15 protein-coding genes and 1 riboswitch are annotated in these 13,246 nt (G+C 74.5%); of the genes, 9 read left to right on the top strand and 6 right to left on the bottom strand.

Annotation, left to right across the window (positions count from 1 at the left end; translation table 11 throughout):
- Positions 1 to 3: 3 nt before the first annotated feature.
- Positions 4 to 176, bottom strand: a riboswitch (cyclic di-AMP (ydaO/yuaA leader).
- Positions 177 to 546: 370 nt separating this feature from the next.
- Both ACH4PY_RS30790 and ACH4PY_RS30785 read right to left on the bottom strand, forming a co-directional pair.
- Positions 547 to 861: a hypothetical protein gene (locus ACH4PY_RS30790; RefSeq protein ID WP_398190288.1), complete on the bottom strand. Its 315-nt coding sequence runs from the start codon at positions 859 to 861 to the stop codon at positions 547 to 549.
- A 5-nt stretch (positions 862 to 866) separates the two neighbouring features.
- The gene (locus tag ACH4PY_RS30785) at positions 867 to 1,502 is read right to left on the bottom strand and encodes an ATP-dependent Clp protease proteolytic subunit (RefSeq protein ID WP_398190284.1); all 636 of its coding nucleotides are present in this window, start codon (positions 1,500 to 1,502) and stop codon (positions 867 to 869) included.
- A 58-nt stretch (positions 1,503 to 1,560) separates the two neighbouring features.
- Between ACH4PY_RS30785 and ACH4PY_RS30780 the strand changes: the two genes are divergently transcribed.
- The 8 genes from ACH4PY_RS30780 (at position 1,561) to ACH4PY_RS30745 (ending at position 8,371) form a co-directional block, all read left to right on the top strand.
- A complete protein-coding gene (locus ACH4PY_RS30780; RefSeq protein ID WP_398190281.1) occupies positions 1,561 to 1,851 on the top strand; it encodes a type II toxin-antitoxin system Phd/YefM family antitoxin in 291 nt (96 codons plus the stop codon).
- A 93-nt stretch (positions 1,852 to 1,944) separates the two neighbouring features.
- Positions 1,945 to 2,247: an urease subunit gamma gene (locus tag ACH4PY_RS30775; protein WP_031513448.1), complete on the top strand. Its 303-nt coding sequence runs from the start codon at positions 1,945 to 1,947 to the stop codon at positions 2,245 to 2,247.
- Between the two features lie 9 nt (positions 2,248 to 2,256).
- Positions 2,257 to 2,568 (top strand): urease subunit beta, encoded by a 312-nt coding sequence (locus tag ACH4PY_RS30770; RefSeq protein WP_398190276.1) that lies wholly within the window; start codon positions 2,257 to 2,259, stop codon positions 2,566 to 2,568.
- Positions 2,561 to 4,282, top strand: coding sequence for an urease subunit alpha (locus tag ACH4PY_RS30765; protein ID WP_398190272.1), 1,722 nt, complete (start codon positions 2,561 to 2,563; stop codon positions 4,280 to 4,282). The genes ACH4PY_RS30770 and ACH4PY_RS30765 overlap by 8 nt, the downstream gene beginning before the upstream one ends.
- A 6-nt stretch (positions 4,283 to 4,288) precedes the next feature.
- Positions 4,289 to 4,996: an urease accessory protein UreF gene (locus tag ACH4PY_RS30760; RefSeq protein ID WP_398190269.1), complete on the top strand. Its 708-nt coding sequence runs from the start codon at positions 4,289 to 4,291 to the stop codon at positions 4,994 to 4,996.
- 15 nt (positions 4,997 to 5,011) lie between these two features.
- Positions 5,012 to 5,695 (top strand): urease accessory protein UreG, encoded by a 684-nt coding sequence (gene ureG, locus ACH4PY_RS30755; RefSeq protein ID WP_398190266.1) that lies wholly within the window; start codon positions 5,012 to 5,014, stop codon positions 5,693 to 5,695.
- Positions 5,692 to 6,594, top strand: a complete 903-nt coding sequence (locus ACH4PY_RS30750) for an urease accessory protein UreD (protein ID WP_398190263.1) — start codon at positions 5,692 to 5,694, stop codon at positions 6,592 to 6,594. The genes ureG and ACH4PY_RS30750 overlap by 4 nt, the downstream gene beginning before the upstream one ends.
- A gap of 190 nt (positions 6,595 to 6,784) precedes the next feature.
- Positions 6,785 to 8,371 (top strand): alpha/beta hydrolase, encoded by a 1,587-nt coding sequence (locus ACH4PY_RS30745; protein WP_398190259.1) that lies wholly within the window; start codon positions 6,785 to 6,787, stop codon positions 8,369 to 8,371.
- A gap of 93 nt (positions 8,372 to 8,464) precedes the next feature.
- Here ACH4PY_RS30745 and ACH4PY_RS30740 read toward each other — a convergent pair whose 3' ends face one another.
- The 4 genes from ACH4PY_RS30740 to ACH4PY_RS30725 form a co-directional block, all read right to left on the bottom strand.
- Complete coding sequence (locus ACH4PY_RS30740; protein ID WP_398190255.1) at positions 8,465 to 8,989, bottom strand: YbaK/EbsC family protein; 525 nt, start codon at positions 8,987 to 8,989, stop codon at positions 8,465 to 8,467.
- A 50-nt stretch (positions 8,990 to 9,039) separates the two neighbouring features.
- The gene (locus tag ACH4PY_RS30735) at positions 9,040 to 9,870 is read right to left on the bottom strand and encodes a TIGR02452 family protein (protein WP_398190252.1); all 831 of its coding nucleotides are present in this window, start codon (positions 9,868 to 9,870) and stop codon (positions 9,040 to 9,042) included.
- 79 nt (positions 9,871 to 9,949) lie between these two features.
- The gene (locus ACH4PY_RS30730; protein WP_398190249.1) at positions 9,950 to 10,678 is read right to left on the bottom strand and encodes a lysophospholipid acyltransferase family protein; all 729 of its coding nucleotides are present in this window, start codon (positions 10,676 to 10,678) and stop codon (positions 9,950 to 9,952) included.
- A 207-nt stretch (positions 10,679 to 10,885) separates the two neighbouring features.
- Positions 10,886 to 12,346 carry an MFS transporter gene (locus ACH4PY_RS30725; protein ID WP_398190245.1) on the bottom strand — a complete coding sequence of 487 codons (1,461 nt, stop codon included), beginning with the start codon at positions 12,344 to 12,346 and terminating at the stop codon, positions 10,886 to 10,888.
- A 172-nt stretch (positions 12,347 to 12,518) separates the two neighbouring features.
- Here ACH4PY_RS30725 and ACH4PY_RS30720 point away from each other — a divergent pair, with 172 nt between their 5' ends.
- The gene (locus ACH4PY_RS30720) at positions 12,519 to 13,241 is read left to right on the top strand and encodes a TetR/AcrR family transcriptional regulator (RefSeq protein ID WP_398190242.1); all 723 of its coding nucleotides are present in this window, start codon (positions 12,519 to 12,521) and stop codon (positions 13,239 to 13,241) included.
- The last annotated feature ends 5 nt before the right edge of the window (positions 13,242 to 13,246 follow it).

The following is a 13,246-nucleotide window of genomic DNA, read 5'->3' as shown; positions in this document are numbered from 1 at the left end:
GCGCAACCCTTCGTCGTCGGCCTGCGAAGGATGACCTGTCGGGTTCGGGCAGGCGAAGATGCCCGGCCGCGTGCTGCGGCTTCACCCCAAGGGGCGGTCCCGTGATGCCGGGCCCGGCCCCGTCGTGCGTGGGTCCTCCGCTCCCGCCGTTGCACTCGTGTCGACCTGGCATCCGCACGCCGGCGGGACTCGGCGTCCGTGCGGACCGCCCCGCCACGGCGGCGGGGGCTTGTCGTCACCACGGATCGTGACGCACACGGCACGCCCGTACCCGGTCGGAAACGCCCGGTGTGACCCTCGTCACGCTTGCTCCGACCGGGTGGCGGCGCTGCTCCCTTCCGGTGGCCGCCGCTCACGCAGACCGCTGTGACCTGCACTCTTGACCCGCACCCCGAAGGTGGCCGCGCAACCGCGGCGCTTCTTGCCGACGCCGCGCCGCTGGGCCGACGGGATGAGGGGCGGTTCGGCCGACAAGGGGAGGGCCGCGCCGCTGAGTGACGGCGCGGCAGGTCCGGCGGCCCGGCGGCCGGCACCGCGCGGCGGGTACTACGGCGCGGGCGGCTCGGGCTCGGGCGCCACCACCGCGAGCGAGGACCGGCGTTCGCCGTCCAGCACCCGCAGCGCCCGTCCCAGCGTGGCGTGGTGGAGTTCGGTCTCGCCGCGCAGGTGCATCACCGTCAGCGCCTCGCGCAGCGCCAGCGCCCGCCCGACGAGCGCCTGCGCGGCGCGCAGCGCCCCGTAGGTGTCGGCCGTCCGCGAGGGGTTGACGCGGCCGAGCAGGTCGACGACCTCCAGGTAGCAGTCGATCAGCTCGCCCTCGGAGCGGGTGAGCGCGGGCAGCGGCGGCGGTTCCGGGCGCACCGGCCTCACCGCGCGCCGGTCGCCGGGCCGTTGGTCTTGCGGCTGTTGGTCAGCCGGTCCGCGAGGCCGTACTCGACGGCGGCCGCGGCGTCGAAGATCTTGTCACGCTCGATGTCCGTCCGGATCTGCTCCGGGTCGCGCCCGGTGTGGCGCATCAGCAGGGCCTCCAGCTTCGCCCGGGTGCGCAGCAGCTCGTCCGCCTGGATCTCCAGGTCCGACACGTCGCCCTGCACCACGTCGCCCAGCGACGGCTGGTGGATCAGGATCCGGGCGTACGGGGTGATCATCCGCTTGCCCGGCGCCCCGGCCGCCAGCAGCACCGCCGCGGCCGACGCCGCCTGCCCGATGCAGACGGTCGCGACGTCGCAGGTGACGTACTGCATCGTGTCGTAGATCGCGGTCATCGAGGAGAAGGATCCGCCCGGCGAGTTGATGTACAGGTGGATGTCCTGGTCCGGGCTCGCGCTCTCCAGGTGGATCAGCTGCGCCATCACGTCGTTGGCCGACGTGTCGTCGATCGGGGTACCCAGGAACACGATCCGTTCCTGGAGCAGCTTGGAGTACGGGTCCGTGGTGCGGGTGCCGCTGCTGCTGCGCTCGGTGAACTCCGGGAGCACGTAGCGGGCGGTGGGACGGATCATGCGGGCACCTCCGTGCGTACAAAATGTACAGGACGTACAGGTCGTTATGATGGGGAGCATGACCCATGACGTCCCGGTGACACAAGCGCGAGCCGAGCTCGCCGAGCTCATCAACCGCGTGGTCTACGGCGGTGAGCAGGTGGTGCTGACCCGGCACGGCAAGCCGTTGGTGGCCCTGGTGTCGGCCGCTGACCTGCAACGACTGCGCGATCTCGACGCCGCCGCCGACGAGCGGCCGATCGTCGCGGTCACCACCGCGGCCACGCCCCCGTCCGCCACGGGCGAACGCCGCAGGTTCGGCATCGTCGCCGAGCACCGCGGGCCCACCCCGGGTGACCGCCGCCCGTAACAGGGGTTAACGCGCCCGAAACGCCGCCGCCGTAACCTCGCGCCCCAGGCCCCGAACTGCCCGGAAACGGGCCGGAGATGGCGAGGTGCGGCGGTGCGGTTGACCCCTCACGAGCAGGAACGCCTGCTCATCCATGTCGCGGCCGACGTGGCCGAGCGGCGCCGCGCCCGCGGGCTGCGGCTCAACCACCCCGAGGCGGTCGCGCTCATCACCGCGCACATCCTGGAGGGCGCGCGGGACGGACGCGGTGTCGCGGAGCTGATGCGCACCGGCCGCACCGTCCTGACCCGCGCGGACGTCATGGACGGCGTCCCCGAGATGATCCACGACGTCCAGGTCGAGGCCACCTTCCCGGACGGCACCAAGCTCGTCACCGTCCACGAGCCGATCGTCTGAGGAGGCGGCATGATCCCGGGGGAAATCGTGTACGGTGACGCGCCCGTCGAACTCAACGCCGGCCGCCCGGTCACCCGGCTCACGGTGCTCAACACCGCCGACCGGCCCGTCCAGGTCGGCTCCCACTACCACTTCGCCGAGGCCAACCCCGGCCTGGACTTCGACCGGGACGCCGCCCGCGGGCTGCGGCTGGACGTCCCGGCCGGCACCGCCGTGCGCTTCGAGCCCGGCATCCCCGCCGAGGTCGCGCTGGTGCCGATCGCCGGCGCCCGGGTCGTCCCCGGGCTGCGCGGCCAGGTCGCCGGAGCCCTCGATGGCTGAACTCGCCCGCCCCCGCTACGCCGACCTCTACGGCCCCACGGCCGGCGACCGCATCCGGCTCGCCGACACCGACCTGCTGATCGAGATCGAGCGCGACCTCGCCGGCGGTCCCGGACTCGCCGGGGACGAGGCCGTGTTCGGTGGCGGCAAGGTCATCCGCGAGTCCATGGGCCAGGCCCGCACCACCCGCGCCGAGGGCGCGCCGGACACCGTGATCACCGGGGCCGTCGTGCTCGACCACTGGGGCGTCGTCAAGGCCGACGTGGGGCTGCGTGACGGCCGGATCACCGCCCTGGGCAAAGCGGGCAACCCCGACACCATGGACGGCGTCCACCCCGACCTCGTCATCGGCCCGGAGACCGAGATCATCGCGGGCAACGGCCGGATCCTCACCGCCGGGACGATCGACGCGCACGTCCACTTCATCTCGCCCACCCTGATACCGCAGGCCCTCTCCTCCGGCGTGACCACCGTGCTCGGCGGTGGCACCGGCCCCGCGGAGGGCAGCAAGGCCACCACCGTCACCCCCGGCGGCTGGCACCTGGCGCGGATGTTCGCCGCGCTGGAGGACTTCCCGGTCAATGTCGGGCTGCTCGGCAAGGGCAACACCGTCAACCCCGACGCGCTGCACGCCCAGTTGCGGGCGGGCGCGCTCGGCTTCAAGATCCACGAGGACTGGGGCGCCACACCCGCCGCGATCGACGCGTGCCTGCGGGTCTGCGAGCAGTCCGGGGCGCAGCTCGCGCTGCACACCGACACCCTCAACGAGGCCGGATTCGTCGAGGACACCCTCGCCGCCATCGCCGGGCGCGGTGTCCACGCCTACCACACCGAGGGCGCGGGCGGCGGGCACGCGCCCGACATCATCACCGTCGTCGCGCACCCCAACGTGCTGCCGTCGTCCACCAACCCGACCCGGCCGCACACCGTCAACACCGTCGAGGAGCACCTCGACATGCTGATGGTCTGCCACCACCTCAACCCCGCGGTGCCCGAGGACCTCGCCTTCGCCGAGTCCCGCATCCGCCCGTCCACCATCGCCGCCGAGGACGTGCTGCACGACCTGGGCGCGATCAGCATCATCAGTTCCGACTCCCAGGCCATGGGCCGCATCGGCGAGATCGCGCTGCGCACCTGGCAGACCGCGCACGTCATGAAGCGCCGCCGCGGCGCCCTGCCCGGCGACGGCCCCGCCGACAACCACCGGGCCCGCCGCTACGTCGCCAAATACACCATCAACCCGGCGGTGGCCCAGGGCCTCGACCACGAGATCGGCTCCGTGGAGCCCGGCAAGCTCGCCGACCTGGTGCTGTGGGACCCCGCCTTCTTCGGCGTCAAACCGGACCTGGTGCTCAAGGGCGGACAGATCGCGTACGCCCAGATGGGTGACGCCAACGCCTCCATTCCGACCCCGCAGCCCGTGCTGCCCCGGCCGATGTTCGGCGCTACGGGGGCGGCGCCCGCCGCCAACTCCGTCACCTTCGTCACCCAGGCCGCGCTCGACGACGGGCTGCCCGAACGGCTAGGCCTCGCCAAGCCCTTCGCCGCCGCCCGCAGCACCAGGTCCGTCACCAAGGCCGACATGCGCGGCAACGAAGCGCTGCCGGACGTGCGCGTCGACCCCGACACCTTCACGGTCACGATCGACGGCGAACCGGTGGAAGCCGCACCCGCCGCCGAACTGCCCATGGCCCAGCGCTACTTCCTCTTCTGAGCCGCCATGACGACCGACGCGCCCGCGCCCGCGGGCACCGGAGCCCTCGCCGCCCTGCTGCTGCTCTGCGACGGCCGCTTCCCGGCCGGCGGCCACGCGCACTCCGGCGGCGCCGAGGCCGCCGTCGCCGACGGCCGGGTGCACGACCCGGACAGCCTCGCGGACTACTGCCGCGGCCGGCTGCACACCACAGGACTGGTCGCCGCCGCACTGGCCGCGGCGGCGGCCGCAGGACTCGACCCGCTCGGCCTCGACGACGCGGCCGACGCCCGGACGCCCTCGCGCGCGCTGCGCACCGCCTCCCGGCGGCTGGGCCGCCAGCTCACCCGGGCCGCCCGCGCCACCTGGCCCTCCGCCGCGCTGGACGAACTCGCCGCTGCCCGGCCGCGCGGCGCCCACCAGCCCGTCGTGCTGGGCCTGGTCGCGCGGGCCGCCGGTCTGGGCCCCGCCGACGCCGCCCGCGCGGCGGCGTACGAGGCCGTGACCGGCCCGGCCGGGGCGGCCGTACGGCTGCTCGGCCTCGACCCCTTCCACGCCGCCGGAGTCCTCGCCGCCCTCACCCCGCACATCGACGCCGTCGCCGACGACGCCGCCCGCGCCGCCGAACGCGCCCGCACCCACGGCCCGACCGCCCTGCCCGCCGCCTCCGCACCGCTGCCGGACATCGCCGCCGAGCAGCACGCGGCCTGGCCGGTACGGCTGTTCGCCTCCTGACCCCCGGAGCCCCTCATGCACCGTGACCACCCCGAGGTCTATCCCCAGCGGCACTCCCACTCCGCCGAGCCGCTGCGCCCCGACGGCCGCCGCCGCGCGCTGCGGATCGGGCTCGGCGGCCCGGTCGGCTCCGGCAAGACCGCGACCGTGGCCGCGCTGTGCCGGGTGCTGCGCGAACGCTTCGCCATCGGTGTCGTCACCAACGACATCTACACCCGCGAGGACGCCGACTTCCTGCTGCGCAACGCGGTGCTGCCGCCCGAGCGGATCGTCGGCGTCGAGACGGGGGCCTGCCCGCACACCGCGATCCGCGACGACATCTCCGCCAACCTCGAAGCCGTCGAGGACCTGGAGGACGCGGTCGGGCCGCTGGACCTGGTGCTCGTCGAGTCCGGCGGCGACAACCTCACCGCGACTTTCTCCCGGGGCCTGGCCGACGCGCAGATCTTCGTGATCGACGTCGCGGGCGGCGACGACATCCCGCGCAAGGGCGGTCCCGGGGTGACCACCGCCGACCTGCTGGTCGTCAACAAGACCGACCTCGCCCCGCACGTGGGCGCCGACCTGGACCGGATGGCCCGCGACGCCGCCGCCCAGCGCGGCGCGCTGCCGGTCGTCTTCACCTCCGTCGCACGCGGCGACGGCATCGCCCCGGTCGCCGCATGGGTCGGCGAGCGCCTCGCGGCCTGGACCGCATGACCTCGACCACCGCCTCCGCCCCCGCGGGCAGCGCGCACGGCCCCGCGCCCGAGACCGGGGCGGACCGGCCCGTGCCCGCGTCCGCCGCCCCCGTCCGGACGGCGGGGACCGGCCGGGCCGCGGGCGGGGGCGCCACCGGGGGTGCCGGTTCGGCGGGTGCGGTCCGTGCCACCGCGCGGATCCGCGCGGAAGGGGACGGGCGGGGCGGCACCGTGCTGCCGCTGCTCGCCGGGGGCGGGCCGCTGGCGCTGCGGCGTACCCGCGCCGAGCGGGAGGGATGGGCGCGGGTCACGGTCGTGGGGGCCATGAGCGCGCCGCTCGGCGGCGACCGGCTGCGGATCGAGGCCGAGGCGGCCGCCGGTGCGCGGCTGCTCGTGGACGCGTCCGCCGCGACCGTCTCGCTGCCCGGCCGCGACGGCCGGCCCGCGCACTACGACGTACGCCTCACGGTCGGCGCGGACGCCGAACTGCACTGGCTGCCCGAGCCGTTGATCGCCGCGTGCGGCAGCGACCTGCGGATGACGACCCGGGTCGTCCTCGCCCCCGGCGCCCGGCTGGTGCTGCGCGAGGAACTGGTGCTCGGCCGGCACGCCGAGCCGCCCGGCAGGCTCCGCACCCGCCTCACCGTCACGTACGGCGGCCGCCCGCTGCTCGACCAGGAGCTGGACGTCGGACCCGGGGCGCCGCCCGGCTGGGACGGGCCCGCCGTCCTCGGCCCGTACCGCACACTCGGCCAGCTGCTCGTCGTGCCGGCGCCCGAGCCGCCGCCCGCCGCCGCGTTGCCGCCGCTGACCTCGCTCACCGAGCTGGCGGGCCCCGGCCTGCTGCTCACCTCCGCGGGTCCGCGCGCGGCTTTCACCGCCGCGGCCGCGACACTGGCGGAGGCGTCGGGGCGGTGAACACGCCCGGCCGCGTGGGGCGATGACGTGCCGTCACCCGGTCGGACCGCACCCTGCCGGGCGGAAATCACGCTTTGATGAAGAATCACTCTCCCAGCCTGTTCACAGCAGCTCCACAGGGGAAAGGATTCGCTTCTGATCACAGTGATCACCGTGGCCACAAGCCACGGAGGAGAGGGGGAGTTTCGACGTGAGACGCACCATCGTGCTCGTCTCCACCGGCGCCCTGATCGCCGGAGTCGTCGCCGCGGCCCCGGCCGCGACCGCGGGACCCGCGCACCACGGCACGCCGTCCCAGGTGACCGTGCCGGAGTCGGCCGGCGTCGCCATCGCCGCCGCGAACGCCTGGCGCACCGGTGTCAGCTGGGCGGACTGTCCGGCCGGCTGGGGGCTCGCCACCCCCGTGCAGTGCGGCTGGGTCACCGTACCGGTCGATTACCGCAAGCCGTTCGGCGCCACCGTCAAGCTCGCGGTCGACCGTGCCGTCGCCACCGGCTCCAAGGCCGAGCACCAGGGTTCGCTGATCTACAACCCGGGCGGCCCCGGCGGCTCCGGCCTGCGCTTCCCGGTGCGGCTCACCACCGCGGCCCCGCTGTGGACCAAGACGGCCAAGGCGTACGACTTCGTCGGCTTCGACCCGCGCGGTGTCGGCCACTCGGCGCCGATCTCCTGCGAGGACCCGGCGGACTACGCCCAGGCGCCCAAGGCCGACCCGGTGCCGGACAGCGACGCCGACAAGCAGGCCCAGCGCAAGCTGGCCGCCGAGTACGCGGCCGGCTGCCTGGAGCGGACCGGCGCCGCGATGCTCTCCCAGATGACGACCCCGAACACCGCCCGCGACCTGGACGTCATCCGGGCCGCGCTGCGCGAGGACAAGCTGAACTACCTCGGCGTGTCCTACGGCACCTACCTCGGCTCGGTCTACGCCACGCTCTTCCCGACGCACGTGCGCCGGATGATCATCGACAGCGTGGTCAACCCGTCGCGCGACCAGGTCTGGTACCAGAACAACCTGGACCAGGACATCGCCTTCGAGGGCCGCTGGAACGACTGGGAGACCTGGGTCGCCAAGTACGACTCCGTCTACCACCTGGGCAGCACCGTCGCCCAGGTCGAGGCGAAGTGGGAGGCGCTGCGCGCCGCGGCCAAGGCGCACCCGATCGGCGGTGTCGTCGGCCCCAACGAGCTGCTCGGCTTCTTCCAGAACGCGCCGTACTACGACTCCACGTGGGCGACCGTGGCCGGGGTGTGGAGCGCCTACGAGGCCGGTGACACCCAGGCGATGCTGGACGCGGCGGCCCCCGACCCGTCCGACACCGCGGGCAACACCAGCGGCGAGAACGGCAACGCCGTCTACACCGCGGTCGAGTGCACCGACGCCAAGTGGCCGACCAGCTGGCACAAGTGGGACCGGGACAACACCGCGCTCAACGCGAAGTACCCGTTCCTGACCTGGTCCAACGCCTGGATGAACCTGCCGTGCGCCACCTGGCCGGTCAAGCAGCAGACCCCGGTCGACGTCCGCGGTCACCGCGGGCTGCCCGGCGTGCTGATCGTCCAGAGCACCAGGGACGCCGCCACCCCGTACACCGGCGCGCTGGAGACGCACCGCCGGCTCACCGGGTCGCGGCTGATCACCGAGCAGGGCGCCGGTTCGCACGGCGTGACCAACCTCGTCAACCCGTGCATCAACTCCCGGGTCGACGACTACCTGCTGCACGGCACGCTGGACCGGCAGGACGTGGTGTGCGGCCCGCACGCCACCCCCGTGCCGTAACCGGCGCACCGCGTACGGCCGTTCATCGGGCCGCCGCCCGCACCCCCGCCCACGCGCGGGTGCGGGCGGCGGCCCGCGGCGTGTCCGGCGCCGTCAGAGCGCGATGGCCTCGACGCGGGGCGCGGCGATCCGCACGTAGTCCTTCACCGGGAGCGCCAGCGAGCGGTCCAGCCGGGCGGCGTTGAAGTAGAGCGTGTCGTGCTCCAGCAGCCCCGGGTCGACGATCAGCTCCAGCTTCTCGTCGAAGGAGAAGGGCAGCACGGTGCCGCTCACACTGCCCGCGAGCCGCTCGGCGATGTCGCGCGAGGCGAAGGAGACGTACGTGCCGGACAGCAGCGCCTTGACCGCGCCGAGGTCGACCCGCCGGTCGCCGGGCACCACCGCGAGCACATAGCGCGTGGTCTTCTTGCCGACCTTGACCATCACCACGATGCACTTCGCCGCCTGCGCGAGCGTGTTCCCGCGCAGCGCGCTGACCAGCTCGGTCGCGCCCTCCGGGGCGTGCTCGACGATCCGGTGGCCGGCGCCCTCCGCCTCCAGCAGCGCGAGCAGCCGGTGGTAGGTGGCGTGCTCGTCCGGCTGTGGCGCCGCTTGCGGGGATTGCTGGATCTCGCTCATGACCGCCTGGATTTCGCTCGGGGTACGGGAAGGGGCTCGGTGACGGGGGCTCAGACGTGCGTGGCGCCGAAAGCGGCGGCGAAGGCCGCGCGGGTGGGGGAGTCGGAGCGGCGGTCGAGGACGGCGAAGACGACCTCGTCGACCGATCGTGCGAACCGCCCGCCCGGCCGCAGCAGGACGGCGAAGGCCTCCGCCACCCGCGCCGGGTCGTTGCCGAAGACGCCGCAGCCCCACGCGCCCAGCACCAGCCGCCGGTAGCCCTCGGCGACCGCCACCTCCAGCACCCGCTCGGCGCGCGCGTCGAGCGCGGGGCCTATCTCGCCGGTGCGCTCCGGCAGGGTGCGCGCGATGACCCCGGCGTTGGGCGCGGGCGAGGTGAGGAAGCCGGCCGCCCACGGCTCGTCCAGCAGCGCGCCGCGCGCGTCGCGGAAGACCGGCACGGCGGGGGAGTGGATGACCCGGTGCGAGTAGAACGGGTCGCGGTGCGCGCGGTGGTGGGCGTAGTAGCCGGGGGCGCGCAGCAGGCAGGAGTAGAGCGCCGAGGCCCGGCACAGCGCCTCCTCCTGCGCCTGCGCCCCGTTGACGTAGCCGCCGCCCGGGTTGCGCGCGGAGGCGAAGTTCAGCACCGCCACGGGGCCGCCGCCCGCCGAGACCAGCCGGTGCGCGGCCGCCAGGCTGTCCTCGCCGGTGACCGTGCAGCGGGCGCCGGGCCCGGGAGCCGTCTCGGGCACGGGGACCGGGTCGGGGCCGAACATCCGGGTGCCGGCGGCCGCGGCCTCGACGGCGCCGAGGCCGACCCACCGCCCGCCGGGCCCGGGGTAGCCGCCGTCCTCGACGAACCGCTGGTTCTCCATCGCGATGTTCCGCAGTCGTGCGCTCACGGTTCCCGACCCTACGGGGACGGAGTGCCGCCGCGCGAACCGGAATCGGGGGCCGGCTGACGGTCCGTCGGCCGCGCGGTCAGGAGCCGGTGCCGGAACCGCGGCGCAGCCGCGAGCCGGAGCCCTTCTGCGCCTGCGTCTCCGCCTTGACCTCGCCCGCGTAGCGGTCGACGTACTCCTGGCCGGACAACTCCATGATCGCGTACATGATCTCGTCGGTGACCGCCCGCACCACGTGCCGCTCGCCCTCCATGCCGTGGAAGCGGCCGAAGTCCAGCGGCTCGCCGAACCGGATGGTGACCCGGCCCAGCCGCGGCAGCCTGCGGCCGGGCGGCTGGAGCTCGAAGGTACCGATCATGGCGCACGGCACGACGACGGCACGGGCGCGCAGCGCCATCACCGCGACGCCCGTCCGGCCGCGGTAGAGGCGCCCGTCGTGCGAGCGGGTGCCCTCGGGGTAGATGCCGAGCAGTTCGCCACGGCGCAGCACGCCGAGCCCCGCGTCGATCGCGGACTGCGAGGCGCTGCCGCCCGAGCGGTCCACCGGGATCTGGCCCACCCCGCGGAAGAAGGCCGCCGTCAGCCGCCCCTTGAGGCCGGGCCCGGTGAAGTACTCGGCCTTGGCCAGGAAGGTGATGCGGCGCGGCAGGATCGCGGGCATCACGAAGTGGTCGGAGAAGGAGAGGTGGTTGCCGGCGATGACGGCGGCGCCGGACTCCGGGATGTTCTCGGCGCCCTCGATACGGGGCCGGAAGAACATCCGCAGCAAGGGCCCGAGAATGACGTACTTGAGCACCCGGTAGAACACGGGCAGCCTCCCCCTCGACGGCGGGCCCGGTGCTCCGGGGCCGCACGGCCGGTCCACCCGGCGCCCCGGCAGAGTAGTGCCCGCGCGCCCGTACCGACCAGCGCGGCCGCCGACTCCCGGCCGGGCACCGTACGGCCGTACGGCGCCCGGTCCCGGACGTGCCGCGGCCCGGCTCCCCCGTGGAGCCGGGCCCGTACCTCCGTGCCGTCAGTGCGCGGCCCGGCGCGGCATCAGGAGGGCCACCGCCGCGGCGGCGGCGAGGGCGGCGGCCGCGACCAGCGTCACCGTCTCCAGGGCCCCGCCCGTGCCGTGCTGCCCGGCGTTGGAGAAGAAGACCGTGCCCAGCACCGCCACGCCCACCGAACCGGCGAGCTGCTGCACCGCGTTGAGCACCCCGGACGCCGATCCGGCCTCCTCGTCCGACACCCCGGCGAGCGCGATGTCGAAGAACGGCGCCATCACCATGCCCAGGCCGATCCCGCTCGCCAGAAGCGAGGGCGCGAGCTGCCAGCCGCCCGGCGTGCCCGCGGCGTGCACGGTGAGCGCCACCGAGGCCATCCCGGCCGCGGCGAGCAGCAGCCCGCCCTGGAGCGCGGCCCGCCCGTACTTCTGCCCCAGCCACGCCCCGGACAGCGTCGCCCCGGCCGCGGCGCCCAGCGCCCAGGGGATCATGGTCAGCCCGGCGTGCTGCGCGCTGAAGCCGAGCCCGTACTGGAGGTACAGCGGCACCACCAGCATCAGCCCGGTCATCCCGGCGAAGAAGACCAGCCCGACGGCGAGCGAGCCGGTGAAGCCGCGGTGCCGGAAGAGGCCGGGCTCGACGAGGGGCGAACCGCCGCGCCGCCGCACCCAGCCCTGGTGGCGGGCGAAGACCGCGTAGACCGGCAGCGACCCGGCCATCAGCAGGTACGACCACAGCGGCCATCCCAGGTCGCGGCCCTGGACCAGCGGGTAGACCAGCATCAGCACCGCGGTGCTCAGCAGGGCGACGCCCGGCAGGTCGAGCCGCGGCGAGTGCGGCGCCCTGCTCTCCGGCAGCACCCGCAGGGCGAGGACGAAGGCGGCGAGCGCGAGCGGCAGGTTGATCAGGAAGACCGCGCGCCAGCCGGTGCCGAGTACGTCCGCGTCGGTGAGGTAGCCGCCGAGCACCGGTCCGGCGACCGCGCCGAGGCCCATGACGGGACCGAAGACGCCGAAGGCCGCGCCGAGGTCCTCGGGCGGGAAGAGCTCCCGGATCAGTCCGAGGCCCTGCGGCACCATCATCGCGGCGAAGCCGCCCTGCGCCGCGCGCATCCCGATGAGCATCCCGGCCGAGCCGGAGCAGGCGCACAGCAGCGAGCACAGACCAAAGCCCGCGACGCCTGTCAGGAACATCCGGCGGCGCCCCACGATGTCGCCGAGCCGGGCACCGGTGATCATCAGCACCGCGAAGGCAAGGGTGTAGGCGGCGGCGATCCACTGGATCCGGGTGGAGCTGCCGCCGAGGTCGGCCTGGATGGCGGGGGAGGCGACCCCGACGATCGTGGCGTCCAGCAGGTCCATCACCTCGACGGCGAGCACGACGGCGAGGCCGAGCCAGCGCAGCCGGCTGCTGCTTCTGCTGCCGTCGGCGGCACGGTCCCGTATGCCGCTGCCCGGGACCTGGCGGTCCGTGGTGGGTGTGGTCATGGCGGTCCTTCGCTCTCTCTCGCTGCGGGCGGGCACTGCGCGAACGGTGTTCGTTCGGCGACGAACACCGTTCTACGGGCGAACGATGTTCGTGTCAAGAACAATGTTCGTATCTCGCGAACGGCGTTCGTTTCGGCTACGGTGAACCCATCAGCACCCGCAGGAGGAGTACGTGCCGCAGCCCACCGAGCCGACCGGTGCCCCCGCCCTGCCCTGGGAGCGCCCGCGCAGGTCCGCCCCGCGCCGCACCTTCACCCGTGCGGCGGTCGTGACCGCCGCGCTGCACGTGATCGACACCGAGGGCGTCGAGGCGATGAGCATGCGCCGGGTCGCCCAGGAACTGGGCACCGGCCCGGCGTCGCTCTACGCGCACGTCTCGGGCCGCGAGGAGATGATCGCCCTGGTCCTGGACCGGGTGCTGGCCGCGGTGGTGTGCCCGGAGCCGGACGCGGGGCGCTGGCGCGAGCAGATCAAGGACGTCATGCGGGACTCCCGCCGCGCCCTCGTCGCGCACGGCGACCTGGCCCGGCTGCTCCCGGAGATCGGCGTGCCCACCGGCGAGAGCGTCACCGTGATCAGCGAGGGGATGCTCGCCGTCCTCGCGGCCGCGGGACTGCCCAAGCAGGTGTGCGCGTACGCGGTGGACGCGCTGAGCCTGTACGTCAGCGGCATCGCCGCCGAGGAGGCGACCCGCGCCCACCACGCCAGGAGCGGCGGGAAGGGCCCGGAGATCGCCACCCGGCTGGAGGACTACATCGGCGCCCTGCCGCCGGACCGCTTCCCGATGCTGACCGGCATGACGGCGGAGCTGGCCCGCGACGTCGGCGACGAGCGCTTCGAGTTCGGCATGGACCTGATGGTCACCGGCCTCGCCGCCCACCTCCCGGCGTCCTGAGCCGG

This window comes from Streptomyces sp. NPDC021224, assembly GCF_044332905.1.
Taxonomy (GTDB): domain Bacteria; phylum Actinomycetota; class Actinomycetes; order Streptomycetales; family Streptomycetaceae; genus Actinacidiphila.
Note: the sequence above shows the minus strand (reverse complement) of the source record. Positions and strands in the feature narration are given on the sequence as shown.